The sequence below is a fragment of the Agrobacterium tumefaciens genome (assembly GCF_013318015.2).
In the GTDB taxonomy this organism is placed as follows: domain Bacteria; phylum Pseudomonadota; class Alphaproteobacteria; order Rhizobiales; family Rhizobiaceae; genus Agrobacterium; species Agrobacterium tumefaciens.
The window spans coordinates 1488451-1502934 of sequence record NZ_CP115842.1 but is presented as its reverse complement, the minus strand read 5'-3'; the positions used below and the strand labels follow the sequence as shown (position 1 = coordinate 1502934).

The following is a 14484-nucleotide window of genomic DNA, read 5'->3' as shown; positions in this document are numbered from 1 at the left end:
GCGGCGGCGCAGATAAAGGGAGTTCGATCAAATGTCGGATGCAAAGCAGACAATTGTTGGAATAATTGGCCTTGGAAGCATGGGCCTTGGCATGGCTCAAACGCTGGCTGGCAAGGGTTTCCGGACATTGGGTTTCGATCTGTCGGAAGAGAGGAAAGAGCTGGCGCAGCAGTCCGGCGTCGTTGCCGTAGACACCATCGCGCATGCCTTTGAAGAGAGCACTTTCCTGGTCTTCTCGCTGCCAACGGCCAAGGACGTTGCCAGCGTGGTCAACGACCAGATCGAAATCCTGAAAAGCCGGAGCGCTCAGCGGGTGATCATCATCGACACCTCGACGTCGGAACCAGACGTGAGCCGCGAGCTTGCCGCAAAGCTTGCCTTGCTTGGTCACGGCTTTCTGGATGCACCGGTCAGCGGCGGCCCCGCCGGTGCTGCCTCTGGCAAGTTGACGATGATGATTGGTGGCACTGACGAAGACGTCGCTCTTGCAAGGCCCGCCATCGAAGCCATGTCGGCCAAAGCCCTGCATGTGGGGCCTAGCGGCGCGGGCAATGTCGCCAAGCTGGTGAACAACCTTCTTGCCGCAGCACACATGGTAACGACCAGTGAGGGTCTGAAGCTTGCTCTCGCCGCAGGGATCGATCCCGAAGCAGCGCTACGTGTTCTCAACGCAGCGTCGGGTCGATCTATGATCAGCGAAGTGCATTTCCCAACGTGGATCATGTCGGACAAGTTCGACAGCGGTTTCTCGATGGGACTGATGCGAAAGGACGTTCGGCTTGCGCATGAGCTTGCAGCAAGGACCGGTGCAGACCTGCCTATGGCAGAGATCGTTGCAAAACTTTGGTCCGGCTCCAGCGACCTGAAAGATTCCGACGACTTTACCCGCATGGGCGCTTTCCAGCCCGCTTCAAACTAAGGACGAGCATTATGGGCAACGTAGATATCATCCGCGATCCGGGTCCGCGCATTCGCGAAATCCTCAAGGCCTTCATCGGCACCGAAGAGATCGGCAGTTTCGTTAATGGTGAGATTGTCTTCGGTTCGGGCGAAGAGCTCACCCTTACCGATCCCTCCAGCGGCAAATCCTTCGCGACATACAAAGACGCCGACAGTTCGGTGGTGGACAGCGCAATGGATGCCGCCGCCAGAGCGCAACGCGCATGGATGCAACTCACCGCCTCCGGCCGCGGACGGGTCATGAACGAGATCGCACGCACGATCCGCGAACATTCGGCCGACATCGCTGAAATCGAAAGCCGCTCGGCTGGCCGTCCGATCCGCGATATCCGTGGCGAAGTCGTCAAAGTCGCAGAGATGTTCGAATATTACGCCGGATGGTGCGACAAGCTGCATGGCGACGTCATTCCCGTTCCGACTTCCCATCTCAACTACACACGCCAGGAACCGATCGGCGTGGTTGTACAGATCACGCCGTGGAACGCACCGCTGAACACCGGCGGATGGCAGATCGCGCCCGCCATCTGTGCTGGCAACGCGGTCGTCATCAAGCCCTCCGAACTGACGCCGCTCAGCACCATCATTCTGGGTCTTCTCTGCGAGCAGGGTGGAGCGCCCCGCGGCCTGGTGAACGTCATCGCGGGCCAGGGCGTGACCGCCGGGCAAGCAGCCGTGGCCCACGCCAAGACGGGTCTTGTCGTGTTCGTCGGATCGGCGCATGCGGGATCTCTGATTGCAGCGGCGGCAGCCAAAAATGTGGTCCCCTGTATTCTTGAACTTGGCGGCAAATCTGCCAACGTCGTTTTCGACGACGCCGATATCGACCGCGCAATCCTCGGCGCCCAATCGGCGATCTTTGGCGGCGCGGGACAAAGTTGTGTTGCCGGTTCAAGACTGCTGATTCATCGTTCTGTTCATCAGCAGTTCATCGAGCGCTATGCGGCGGCAACGGCGAAAATTCCTGTCGGCGACCCCTATCTCGACACAACCCAGATCGGTCCGATCAACAATCTACGCCAGTGGAACAAGATCAGCGAGATGGTCCAGCAGGGCATCAGCGAAGGCGCGCATCTGGCTACAGGCGGACGCAAGCCAGAGCACCTCGAGGAGACAGGCGGCTTTTATTTTGCGCCAACCATCCTCGATAATGTCGCTTCGGATGCGACGATCTCGAAAGAAGAGGTTTTCGGCCCGGTCGTCGGCGTTACGCCATTCGATACGGAGGAGGAGGCAATCTCGCTCGCCAATGACAATCCTTACGGACTTGCCGGAGCTGTCTGGACGCAAAACGTCGCACGGGCACACCGGGTCGCCTCGCAGGTCCGGGCGGGAACATTCTGGATCAACGGCTACAAGACCATCAGCGTGATGTCGCCTTTTGGTGGTTTCGGCAAAAGCGGTTACGGCCGTTCCAGCGGCAGGGACGCGCTTCTCGCTTATACCCAGACAAAAAGCATCTGGGTCGAAACCGCCGCGGAACCGGTCATCACCTTCGGTTATTTCTCGGGCTGATCAAGGTAGGACCGGGCAACAGTCCGGTCCTCATCTCGCTGGAGGCCGTGGCGCTATTGCTCCTCGGGAGGGGCGACGGCACAGGCTATTCATCGCGGTTGCCATCGGTATTGGCGTAGGTTGCGCAGCGGGTTGGGACGCGATCAACGTCCCATAGAGATCGAGCCGAATTTCAAAAGATCAAGGGGCCTTCGGCGGCTCTCCATCAACGACGGTCTTTGCCGTCATCTCCTGCTGCGGCCATCGGCGCAGTGCCTCCCGTCCGGTATCGGTCAAGCCGTAGACGCCTCTATCCAGACGGTCAAACCAGCCATAGACGTTTGCAAGCAAAATCTTCCCGGCATCCGGTATGCTGGATCTGACTTGACGCACGCGCAGCGGCCCCGATGTCAACGCCAAAGCGCAGCCGAGTGCCTGCTGCCGGTACGCGGTCATGATTGGTGCGCGGGTGCTTCCACCCACCGCCGGATCTCCGCGTCGCCTCTCGTGTTCACGTATCAATCGCGAACGCCGTTTCGGGTTGGTTCGCGGCATCGGTGATATGGAACTGACAATAACGCTGACGTCCCCAACATCGGAAATGCCGAGCATGCCGATCCCGAGCCTGCGGCAGAGGTCGCGATAACGTTTATCAGCCTCGCGGCCCTTGCCCTTGGCTGAGACCCGTGCCGCAATCCAGACCTCGTCTGCGATAGCCGCGCGATCAACCGCCTGCAAAATAAGCTCCAGATTGAAGCTCAGTTTTAGCTCGCAGATGACGACAACAGGCGGATCGGCGTCGCTCAATCCGACGAGGTCACAACTGCCAACCTCACCTTTGACAGTGTAACCCGCTTGCTCAAGGAAAGATTTGACGGGCAGATAAAGTGAAGTTTCCATGTACCCGCAGATTAAAGTGACGATCCAGGCGCTAGATATATCGATCCGCCTGCGTAGAACAACCATTATAACCACCCATGCGGTTGCAAGTTGTCGGTGGTGCGGGCAGTCGCCAATAATCCCTAAGACGATCAATTGACACTTTTCCCCAAAAGTGGACGACTTTTTGGTGGAAAAATACGATCAAAAATCGTCGAGGATTCGATTTGCGATCGGCAAGGCACCGGCAATCAGAGTCCAATCACCGGTGCAAGTGTTTACGAAAAAGCCTTCAATCTCTCATCTGACCTCAGGCGCGAAAGACCTCGCATTTCTCAAAACTCTTCCCAATTGTCTGGCGATGTGCTCAGGGCGGCATTGCCGGAGAACGCAGCTTTAATCTTTCCGCCGAGTGCACGCGCAGGAGAAACAGCAGGCCTGTCGGCGGACGAGGCTGCGCGAACCGGTGCGGAGATGTCGCTGTAACCACCTTCTGACAATTTGAACCGAGCGAGCAGTTGGTTGAGCGACGAAGCCTCGCGTGCAAGCCCGTGGCTTGCCGCCGTGCTTTCTTCCACCATGGCAGCGTTCTTCTGGGTGTCCTGGTCCATCTGGTTCACAGCCGTATTGATCTGCTGGAGACCAGAGGATTGCTCCTGTGCCGATTCCGCGATCGCCATCACGTGACGGTTGATTTCCTGTACTTCCGTGACGATGAGTTCGAGTGCTTTGCCCGTTTCGCCAACCAGTTGCACACCCTGCTGAACCTGACTGTTCGATGTCGTAATGAGATTCTTGATCTCCTTGGCGGCACCTGCGGAACGCTGTGCCAGTTCGCGAACCTCTTGGGCAACAACCGCAAATCCCTTGCCCGCCTCACCGGCACGGGCAGCTTCCACGCCTGCATTCAGCGCCAGAAGGTTGGTCTGGAAAGCAATCTCGTCGATCACGCCGATAATGTTGGAAATCTCATCAGCGGATGCAGCAATTTGCTCCATAGCCGTGACAGCTTTCTGCACCACTTCTCCCGACTGTTCCGCGCCAACTTTTGCACGACTGACAAAGTGGCCCGCTTCTTGCGCCCGTTTGGTCGAGTCTTTCACCGTCGTGGTGATCTCTTCCAGTGCAGCAGCAGTCTCCTCGACGGCCGCTGCCTGCTGTTCCGTACGCTTGGCCAGATCGTCAGCTGCGGCCCTGATCTCGTTCGCGCCGGAGTCGATGCCGCGCGCGTTCTGCGCCACCTGGTTCAGAGTCGATTGCAGCTGTTCCGCTGCCCTGTTGAAGTCGCCGCGAATACCGTCAAGGCTGGACACGAACGGCTGAGCGATCCGGTAAGTAACGTCGCCCTGAGCGATCTTCGAAAGGGCAGCAGCAAGGTTGTCGACGGCGAATTGCACGTCGGCAGCTTCTTTCGCCTTCTGTTTCTCGCGCTCTATCCGGTCCTGCTCTGAAGATGACCGATGGTTTTCCGTTTCATTCTCAAGCCGGAGGCGCTCGATGGCGTTCTCGCGAAATGCCTGAACAGCAGCGGCCATCTGGCCGACTTCATCCTTGCGGTCCATACCTTCGATTTCGCTGGCTGTATCGCCTGCCGCCAACGACCCCATCCGCTCGCGAAGCCGCGCAATCGGAGTGGTAATGCCACGCGAAGAAATAAGCAGGCCGAGCGCGATCAATGCCAGGGAAACAAGTGCTATGCTGACCAGAGCTGTCCAGATTGTCGTGTTGGTGCTGGCCGTGAGGCGCTCTCTCCCATCGTTCATCACCTGGATCAGTTGCTCGTTCCCCGCGCTGATTTTCGGTGAGACTTCAGTTATTTTTCGAAGGACGTTAAGCGCCATCTGCTGAGCTTCAGCATTTTTTCCCGCCTGCATGAGAGCGATGACCTGATTGCCGATTTCCTCAACCTCGGCAACGCCCTTGAGGATATCACGAGCGGCATCCGTCCGGGCCGGCACCAGCTGCATGATTTTATTCTGCCGTTCTTCCAGTTGCTTCCGGTCGGCCTTGAATGTTTTGACAGCGGCCTCGAAATCACTGCTGGTCGAGTCATTGAGGCTGGCGCGAAGCATCTGCATGCCGAGTGCATTGAGATTGCCGCTGGTTCGGGCGTTCAGCACCGCAGCAAGCGCCTCATTGGCGATGAAATCACTGTAGACATTGTCGGTATTTTTATATTGCAAGCTGACGTAGCTGATTCCGGAAAGCGACATCAAACTCATCACCGATATGACGAATAATACCTTTGTTTTTATTTTGGTATTCTTCAGGAAAGACATGAATAGCCTCAGGGCAAGCGCTCCTCCAGCTGTCCGCGCAGGAAGCCAGGGAAACAAACAATGGAACATCGCGGGTAGCTGTGCCCCTCCTCATAGGGCGACAAGCGGATATCCGCTCCGGGCCGCCAAAGGCTGGGCGCGTTGGATCCACTCGTTCTACCAGCCCCGCCGATGAAACTTTGGAACCTGCGTATTTTAGATTTCACAAAATTACTAAATGAAGTGTTACCCGGCATATGCAAACGATGACATGTGTGATGCCGTAAACTTACTCGGGCTTTGATTTTCGACGGGCTGCGCGCTTTCGCGAGCCGGACTCGAAAGAGAAGATTATCCTCACCGTTTCAGCACCTGCTTGATGCTGGCGGCATCGGTATTTTCACGAGGATATCGATGGGGCCGACGGCTTGCCGCATCGATTTAACCGTCCCGGAGGTCGCGTCACGCGAGGCAATGTCCAGCGTGCGGGCCATGGCTTTGCCCTTATTCTTTTCGATCAGCAGTCACGGTGTATGCATAAACTCACAATTTATTGTGGTTGCCCTTCGGAGCAATTTGGCCTTGTTTGTAGACTCACACTCTTCACGGGAGGGAAATTATGTCGATAAAAACAACAACTCGCGCCACGCTGCTGGTAGGATCGCTTCTGATTGGCGCAAGTTCCGCACTTGCAGAAACAGTTCTTCACCGCGGCAATTCCGGGGAGCCTCAGACGCTCGATCAGGCACAGACCTCGATCAATATCGAAGCCTTTATCCTCAAAGACCTTTATGAAGGTCTCACCATTTACGATGCTGCCGGCAAGATCGTTCCCGGTACGGCGGAAAGCTGGACGCTGTCTGAGGATGGTACCGTCTACACGTTCAAACTGCGTGCAGATGCGAAGTGGTCGGATGGCACTCCGGTAACGGCTGGAGATTTTGTTTTCTCCTATCAGCGCGTCGAAGACCCGAAGACCGCAGCAAAATATGCGAATATTCTTTATCCGATCAAGAACGCCGAGAAGATAAACAAGGGCGAAACTTCGGTTGACCAGCTTGGCGTCAAGGCCGTGGATGACAAGACCCTTGAGATCACACTCGAGCGCTCAACACCGTTCTTCCTTGAACTCCTTGCCCACCAGACAGCTCTGCCGATCTCGAAGGCAAGCTTTGACAAGAACGGAACCAACTTCGTAAAGCCGGGCGTCATGGTCTCGAACGGTGCTTACAAGCTTGAAGCGCATGTTCCCAATGACAGCTTGACGGTGGTCAAGAACACCAACTTCTGGGACGCATCGAACACCAAGATCGACAAGGTCATCTTCTACCCGATCGACGACCAGGCCGCATCCGTTCGTCGTTTCGAAGCCAAGGAAATGGACCTCGCCTACAACTTTTCCGCGGACCAGATCGACCGTCTGCGCAAGGCCTATGGCGAACAGGTTCACGTTTCGCCGACGCTTGCGACCTATTACTATACCTTCGACACGCGTGAAGCGCCGTATAACGATGTCCGCGTCCGTCAAGCCCTGTCCATGGCAGTCGACCGCGATTTTCTCGCCAAGGAAATCTACAGCGGTTCGCAGGTTCCCGCCTACTCCATGGTTCCTCCGGGCATGGACTCCTACGGTGAGCCTGCGAAAGCAGAGTTTGCGACGCTGTCGCAACTCGATCGTGAAGACGAAGCCGTCAAACTCATGAAGGAAGCCGGTTACGGCGAGGGCGGCAAGCCGCTTTCCGTCGAAATTCGCTACAACACCAACCCGAACCATGAGCGCGTTGCCACCGCTATTGCGGACATGTGGAAAAATACCTTTGGCGCGAAAGTGTCACTGGTGAACCTCGACGTCGCCTCCCATTACGGCTACCTGCAGGAAGGCGGCAAGTACAACGTTGCGCGTGCAGGCTGGGTTGCCGACTATGCGGATGCGGAAAACTTCCTCGCCCTTTCGGTATCCTCCAACAAGACCTTCAACTACTCGAAGTTCAATAATGCCGAATATGATGCGCTGATGCAGAAGTCCTATGACGAAAAGGATCCTGCTGCTCGCTCCAAACTGTTGCACGAGGCAGAAACCATCCTCATGAAGGAACAGCCGGTTGCTCCGCTTCTCACACAGGCGGACCTGTGGCTGGTTTCCAACCGCGTGAAGGGTTGGGAAGACAATGCTGCTAACGAACACCTCAGCCGCTTCCTGAGCGTTTCCGAATAAGCAGTGCTGGCACGGTGGCCGAAACCACCGTGCCATGTCGGAGCCTGAAAATCATGATTTCATTTATCCTGCGCCGTTTGGCGAGCGCCGTGCCGACATTGTTCATCGTCGTCACGATTTCGTTTTTCCTGATGCGTTTCGCACCGGGCGGTCCGTTCAACCTCGAGCGGCCCCTGCCCCCGCAAACCATGGAAAACCTGATGAGAACCTATCATCTGGATGAACCATTGTGGCGCCAGTATCTCATCTATCTCGGCAACGCCGCCACCGGCGATTTCGGTCCGAGCTACATCTACAAGGACAACACCGTCGCCCAGTTGATCGGCAAAGGCCTGCCCTATTCGCTGCAGCTCGGTTGCTATGCTCTTTTGCTGGCGTTGGTCGGCGGCATTCTTGCCGGCACCTTTGCCGCACTCAGGCAGAATAGCACCTTCGATTTCTCCATCATGTCCATCTCGACCATCGGCATCACCGTGCCGAACTTCGTCGTCGCACCTGTCCTCACGCTTATCTTCGCCGTCTTGCTGGGGCTTCTGCCCGCAGGTAGCTGGGGTGATGGGTCGCTACGTTATCTCATTCTTCCGATGATCGCGCTCGCCTTGCCGCAGCTTGCGGTCATCGCGCGTCTGACGCGCGGTGCAATGATCGAGGCTCTGCGCATGGACCATATCCGCACCGCCAGGGCCTATGGCCTCCCGTCTCGCAGCGTCGTGGTGATTCACGCCATGCGCGCGGCGATGCTGCCGGTCGTTTCATATCTTGCGCCTTGCGCCGCAGCGCTGCTGACAGGCTCGGCGGTCATCGAGACGATCTTCACCATTCCCGGTGTCGGCCGCTACTTCGTTCTTGGCGCCATCAATCGCGACTACACGCTGGTCATGGGAACTGTCGTTCTCATCGCCATTTTTGTGATCCTGTTCAATCTCGTGGTCGATATTCTCTACGGCCTGCTCGATCCGAGGGTCAGACATGACTGATATCTCCGGCAATATCGCCCCTCAGCCATCGGTGAAAAGCCGAAGCCTGTTCCAGCTTGCAGCCCTGCGTTTCAGACGAAACAAGGCCGCCATGGCTGGCTCCATCATGCTTGTGCTGATCACACTTTTCTCATTTATCGGCCCGCATTTCCTTTCACACACCTATGATCAGGTGTTTTCGTCCTACGTCTCCGTCGCGCCAAGCCTCGAGCCGCGCCCGGACGTGAACAACCTCCAGAGCGTCATGGAAGGTGTGGCAGGCCGTGCGCGCGTCGAACTGAAGGAGTTTGCCGTCGAAGGGCAGACTTTCACGGCAACGGTTAACTCCACCAGCCCGATTGACCCGCGCACGACACGTTATTTCGACCGCGCCAACGAATTCGAAAACACGAAAGTCGTTGCTACGGAAGATGATGGTCGAACGCTTAAGTTGGAAGGCGATGTCAATCGCGAATACTTCTTCTTCGGCACAGATTCAAACGGTCGCGACATGCTGGCTCGCGTAATGCTGGGCGGCCAGATCTCCATTGCCGTCGGCGTTCTCGCCAGCCTCGTTTCGCTCGGCATCGGCGTGCTTTACGGCGCTACGGCGGGTTACATCGGCGGGCGCGTCGACAATGTAATGATGCGTTTCGTCGAGATCCTCTATTCGCTGCCCTTCGTCTTCCTGGTCGTGGTTCTCGTGGTTTTCTTCGGGCGTAGCTTCATCCTGATCTTCCTTGTCATTGGCGCAGTGGAGTGGCTGGATATGGCGCGTATCGTGCGTGGCCAGACGCTTGCCTTGAAACGGCGGGAATTTGTGGCGGCAGCTCAGGCCTTGGGTTTGAGCGACTGGCAGATCATCCGCCGTCACATCATCCCCAACACCATCGGTCCCGTGGTCGTGTTCGTGACGGTCGTTGTCCCGAAGGTCATACTTCTTGAAAGCTTTCTCTCCTTCCTGGGGCTTGGCGTTCAGGCACCGCTCACGAGCTGGGGCGCGCTCATTTCCGAAGGCGCCAACAATATTCAGTCGGCCCCGTGGTTACTGATATTCCCGGCAATCTTCTTCGTGCTGACGCTTTTTTCGCTGAACTTCGTAGGCGACGGATTGCGTGATGCACTCGATCCCAAGGATCGTTGACATGAATACGACATCTGAAAACATTCTCACCGTCCGCAATCTCAAGGTCGATTTTGCCACGCCAGACGGCACCGTCAACGCCGTCAAAGGTGTCGATCTCCACGTAAAGCAGGGTGAAACGCTCGCTGTCGTCGGGGAATCTGGCTCCGGCAAAAGCCAGACCATGATGGGCATCATGGGCCTCTTGGCTTCCAACGGCGTCATTCAAGGCTCGGCGCAATATCGTGGACGCGAGTTGGTAGGCTTGCCGGTCAACGAGCTGAACAAAATCCGTGGCGCGAAAATCACCATGATTTTCCAGGAGCCGATGACCTCGCTCGATCCGCTTTACAGGATCGGCGCGCAGATCGCCGAGCCAATCGTCCATCACCGGGGCGGCAGCAAGAAGGAAGCGAGGGCACGCGTTCTCGAGCTTCTGAAACTTGTCGGTATTCCGGACCCGGAGCGGCGCATCGACAGCTACCCGCATGAGCTTTCCGGCGGCCAGCGCCAACGCGTCATGATCGCCATGGCGCTGGCAAACGAGCCGGATATTCTGATCGCGGATGAGCCAACCACCGCGCTCGACGTGACAATCCAGGCGCAGATTCTCGATCTTCTGAAGTCGTTGCAGCAGCGCTTCGGCATGGCAGTGGTGCTGATAACGCACGATCTCGGTGTCGTCAGACATTTTGCCGATCGTGTTGCGGTTATGCGCCGAGGCGAGATCGTTGAAACCGGTCCGACGGAAGAGATCTTCGAGCGCCCGCAGGCGGACTATACGAGGATGCTTCTCGATGCCGAACCCCGCGGCCACAAGCCGCCGGTCGGCAAAGAAGCGCCGGTCGTTCTCTCTGGCCAGAACGTCACGATCGATTATGTGATCCCGGGCGGCTTCCTGTCGAAGTCACGGGCTTTCAGGGCCGTGGACAGCGTTAATGTCAGCCTTCATCAAGGGCAGACCATCGGCATAGTCGGTGAATCCGGATCAGGCAAGTCCACGCTCGGTCGCGCGCTTCTGCGCCTTGTCACTGCAGAAGGCCGCATTTTCTTCGGCAAGACGGAAATCACCGGACTTGGCCGAACGGCAATGAGGCCATTGCGGCGGCAGCTGCAGCTCGTGTTCCAGGATCCGTATGGATCTCTTTCGCCAAGGCAGACTGTTGGAGAGATCATCACTGAGGGTCTGTTTGTGCACGACCCACAGCTCAGCCGCGCGCAGCGCGACGAGCGAGCAATAGAAGCGCTGAAAGAAGTCGGCCTCGATCCCGCCGCCCGCAACCGCTACCCGCACGAGTTTTCAGGCGGGCAACGTCAGCGTATCGCAATTGCCCGCGCGATCATCCTCAAACCAGATGTCGTCATTCTCGATGAACCTACATCGGCGCTGGACCGATCCATTCAAGGCCAAGTTATCGATCTCTTGCGTAATTTGCAGAAAACGCACAACCTTTCCTACATCTTCATCAGCCACGACCTCTCTGTCATCAAAGCCATTTCGGATTATGTCATCGTGATGAGAAACGGGAAGATTGTCGAAGAGGGAGAAACGGACGCGATATTCGAGCGGCCGGCGGCTGAATATACCAAAACACTGATCAAATCCGCGTTTTCGGCCGAAGTAACATCATAGATTACAGCCCGGCACTGCCGGGCTTTTTCTGGCGCCGTTACAAAAGATCCGGTTTGTGGAGGAGGTCGTTATTTCGCGGCCATGGCGGCCTTCCTCTCCTGTTCAATCCCGACCATATCGCCACGTAGCAAACCGGTTCGATGATGTGCGAAAGCTGGTACCCGTCACAGGACTAAGCGACGTCCAAATTCATAACAAAATCCGCGGTTTCATGGGCATGAATGCGGGTAAAACGTATCAGCTCGTCGAAGTGACGTTGCATCTTACGGATGGCTTCAGCGTTGTTGAGTACAAGATACATGGCGCCGACGAAAAGTGCTGCCCGTTGCGAACCGAAGATCGTATAGGGCACGGAAAAGCGTTCTTTTTCATTGAACAGAAACAGCCGGAATGATGGGTATAGCTCGCTGATAAGTCCCGACATATGTTTGAGTTGTTCGGCACGTGTCTCGCGGTCCAAACCGCTCCACATACCGCGCCCCTGCGCAAAAGCTTCCAGCGTTTCGAGCGGCATGCAAACTTCCATATCGGTACCAGGCTGGCGATTATAATCGAGTCGAAACGCCGTTTCGCTGGCCTGCGCCATCACACTCTGATGCGCGCCCATGGCCTCGAAAGCGATGATCTCGGGTGTGCGAAGCAGATCGGGAATGCGTGCCGGAACATAACGGATTTTGGTGCCTGCAGCTTCCGCATGCCACTTCATCAACAGCGTATCCGTATAATCAGCACCGCCCTCCTCGATCTCGAAACTTGGCCGCAATTCCCCCATCAACCCCTGATCATGGGAAAGACCGAGTAGCCAGTCGAGCGAGACGGAATGTCGCTCGGCGATATTCAGCAGCGTCTCCACACGCGGAAGCCGCGCCGAATCACCGGAAAGCAATTGCGAAAGTGCTGATCGATCAATGCCAATGGCGGCGGCAAAAGACGCCTGGCTGTCTTCTGACCTGTTCACCAGCTGGATCAGGCGGGCACGAAACAATTCTGCGAGCGCACGTTTGTCCATAATTCACCCGTTTGTTTATAATTATCACCATAATGCTTAAACTGTTATCAAAATCAACAGTTGGTCACCATAAACCCGTTGTGGCTGGCTGAGACTGATGCGACCCTACGGTGACAGGGGCATCAAGAGTATGAAATGACAGACATATTGGCAAAGAAGACGGCGCGGCTGACTGGCGTGCGCCGCAGAAGAACGCGTGACCGAATTGAATGGCCAACAGTCTCGCTGTTGGCGGTCTGTTACGGTCTCTGGATTTTCGCAGGATATTTTCTGTATCCGTTGTTTCCAATCGTTTCTCTGGTGCTCATGGGCATTGCAGTTGCCCTGCACTCCTCCCTCCAGCACGAGGTTCTGCATGGGCACCCTACGCGCAATGCACGACTGAACGAAGCTTTGGTCTTTCTGCCGCTCGGGATTTTCTACCCCTATCGCAGTTACAAGCGCACGCATCTGCAACACCATGCAGACGAGCGTCTGACCGACCCATTCGACGATCCGGAAAGCTATTACCGGGCTATGGGCGACTGGCAAAAGATGCCGTCGTTCCTCAAGGTCCTGTTGGGATGGAACAATACGTTCATCGGGCGTCTGGTCATCGGCCCTCCGCTGATGGTTATTGGTTTCACGATATCCGAATGGCGCAAGATCGCGCAGGGTGATCGGCGGGTGATATATGCCTGGACCCTGCATCTGGCCGGACTTGTTCCGACACTGCTGGTCATATCCCTGATTTTCGGCGTTCCAATCTGGCTCTATGTCAGTGTGGCGGCCTATCTGGGCATATCCATCATTGCCATTCGCTCCTATTGCGAACATCAATGGTCCGAACAGCCGGATGGGAGAACGATCATTGTTGAAAACTCCATCCTGGCTCCACTGTTTCTCTATAACAACCTGCATTTCGTGCATCACAAAATGCCGACAGCCGCCTGGTATAAATTGCCCTCCCTCTACAGCGAGAGGCGGGCGGAGTGGCAGAAGATGAATGACGGATATGTGTTCAGCAATTATTTCGAGGTGTTCCGCGCTTTCGCCTTCAAGGCCAAGGAACCGGTAGCGCATCCTGTCTTGAGACGGGACGAGCAAGTTTTAATCGCGTCACCCGTCGTGCCTGCCGCTCTGATTTTTTCTGACCATGCGATGCAGGAACAAGACGCGAGACTGGAAATTCCGTCGTGACATGGATCGCGGCACTGCCAATGTATGACTGGCCCGAACTGCGCAATGAGACGGACAGGCTGTGGGCCGATATGCGCACCCGTTTTTTAGCAAAGGGTATCGACGCTCCCAAAGGCCTCACCAGACGCAACGGCGATATGCCGGCGGTTCCGGGAGGTATTCGTGGAAAGGACGGCGCCATCATTGCCGCAGACCCTGCCACGCTCGATCCCGATGCATTGGATCTTGCGGTGCTCTGGCGACATCCGGCTCTGCTGATCTCCGGCACCTGCTGGGGGCCAATGGAGTTTGGCCTGGAGGATCATGTGCAGGTGATTGGACAGAGCGATTATAATGGCATCAAGGGTGGTGCAGGCGAGTTCTATTCCAGCGCCATCATTGCCCGCATAGCCGACGGTGGAGAGGGTGCTGAACCTTCGAGAACCGGTGAGGCCGCTTTGCCGAAAGGATTTCTTAGCGGGAAAATACTGGCATTCAACGAGCACAAGTCATTATCCGGCTATCTCAGCTTGAAACGCGATCTGGAAGCAGAAGGCGCGGGCCTCGATCTGTTTGAAAATTGTCTCGAAACCGGTGCGCACCGCGCTTCCGTCATCGCAGTGGCCGAGGGCCGGGCGGACATTGCCGCGATCGACTGCAAATCCTGGATGCTTGCGCAACGGCATGAACCGGCCGCCCGGAGCCTTCACGTTATCGGCTGGACTGCACGGCGCAAAGGCCTGCCCTTCATCCGCGCCAAGGGTATCGATCTGCCTTTCACCATGTAAGGCACGAGCCTTAC

The 14484-nt window shown here is 56.5% G+C and carries 11 protein-coding genes; 8 read left to right on the top strand and 3 right to left on the bottom strand.

The annotated features are described in order from the left end of the window. Positions 1 to 31 precede the first annotated feature (31 nt). Together G6L97_RS20360 and G6L97_RS20355 are read left to right on the top strand one after the other, a co-directional pair. The gene (locus G6L97_RS20360) at positions 32 to 919 is read left to right on the top strand and encodes an NAD(P)-dependent oxidoreductase (RefSeq protein WP_013762195.1); all 888 of its coding nucleotides are present in this window, start codon (positions 32 to 34) and stop codon (positions 917 to 919) included. Positions 920 to 930: 11 nt separating this feature from the next. Further along, positions 931 to 2472: an aldehyde dehydrogenase family protein gene (locus G6L97_RS20355; protein ID WP_003518309.1), complete on the top strand. Its 1542-nt coding sequence runs from the start codon at positions 931 to 933 to the stop codon at positions 2470 to 2472. A 180-nt stretch (positions 2473 to 2652) separates the two neighbouring features. Here G6L97_RS20355 and G6L97_RS20350 read toward each other — a convergent pair whose 3' ends face one another. Together G6L97_RS20350 and G6L97_RS20345 are read right to left on the bottom strand one after the other, a co-directional pair. Continuing rightward, positions 2653 to 3351 carry a DUF2161 domain-containing phosphodiesterase gene (locus G6L97_RS20350; protein ID WP_035200048.1) on the bottom strand — a complete coding sequence of 233 codons (699 nt, stop codon included), beginning with the start codon at positions 3349 to 3351 and terminating at the stop codon, positions 2653 to 2655. A gap of 314 nt (positions 3352 to 3665) precedes the next feature. Continuing rightward, positions 3666 to 5609 carry a methyl-accepting chemotaxis protein gene (locus G6L97_RS20345; protein WP_025595143.1) on the bottom strand — a complete coding sequence of 648 codons (1944 nt, stop codon included), beginning with the start codon at positions 5607 to 5609 and terminating at the stop codon, positions 3666 to 3668. A 598-nt stretch (positions 5610 to 6207) separates the two neighbouring features. Between G6L97_RS20345 and G6L97_RS20340 the strand changes: the two genes are divergently transcribed. The 4 genes from G6L97_RS20340 to G6L97_RS20325 are packed head-to-tail and all read left to right on the top strand — an operon-like array spanning position 6208 to position 11515. Beyond that, entirely contained in the window at positions 6208 to 7803 is a 1596-nt protein-coding gene (locus G6L97_RS20340; RefSeq protein ID WP_003518320.1) for a peptide ABC transporter substrate-binding protein, read from the top strand. A gap of 53 nt (positions 7804 to 7856) precedes the next feature. Continuing rightward, positions 7857 to 8780, top strand: coding sequence for an oligopeptide ABC transporter permease OppB (gene oppB / locus G6L97_RS20335; protein WP_019566844.1), 924 nt, complete (start codon positions 7857 to 7859; stop codon positions 8778 to 8780). After that, entirely contained in the window at positions 8773 to 9903 is a 1131-nt protein-coding gene (locus G6L97_RS20330) for an ABC transporter permease (protein WP_076845322.1), read from the top strand. Before oppB ends, G6L97_RS20330 begins: the two co-directional genes overlap by 8 nt. 1 nt (position 9904) lies before the next feature. Next, complete coding sequence (locus G6L97_RS20325; protein ID WP_065663411.1) at positions 9905 to 11515, top strand: ABC transporter ATP-binding protein; 1611 nt, start codon at positions 9905 to 9907, stop codon at positions 11513 to 11515. Between the two features lie 172 nt (positions 11516 to 11687). Here G6L97_RS20325 and G6L97_RS20320 read toward each other — a convergent pair whose 3' ends face one another. After that, positions 11688 to 12524, bottom strand: coding sequence for a helix-turn-helix domain-containing protein (locus G6L97_RS20320; protein ID WP_065663410.1), 837 nt, complete (start codon positions 12522 to 12524; stop codon positions 11688 to 11690). Between the two features lie 135 nt (positions 12525 to 12659). Here G6L97_RS20320 and G6L97_RS20315 point away from each other — a divergent pair, with 135 nt between their 5' ends. After that, entirely contained in the window at positions 12660 to 13703 is a 1044-nt protein-coding gene (locus tag G6L97_RS20315; protein WP_076845320.1) for a fatty acid desaturase, read from the top strand. A 20-nt stretch (positions 13704 to 13723) separates the two neighbouring features. Next, on the top strand, positions 13724 to 14470 hold the full coding sequence (locus tag G6L97_RS20310) for a PhnD/SsuA/transferrin family substrate-binding protein (RefSeq protein ID WP_076845318.1): 747 nt from the start codon (positions 13724 to 13726) through the stop codon (positions 14468 to 14470). Positions 14471 to 14484 lie beyond the last annotated feature (14 nt).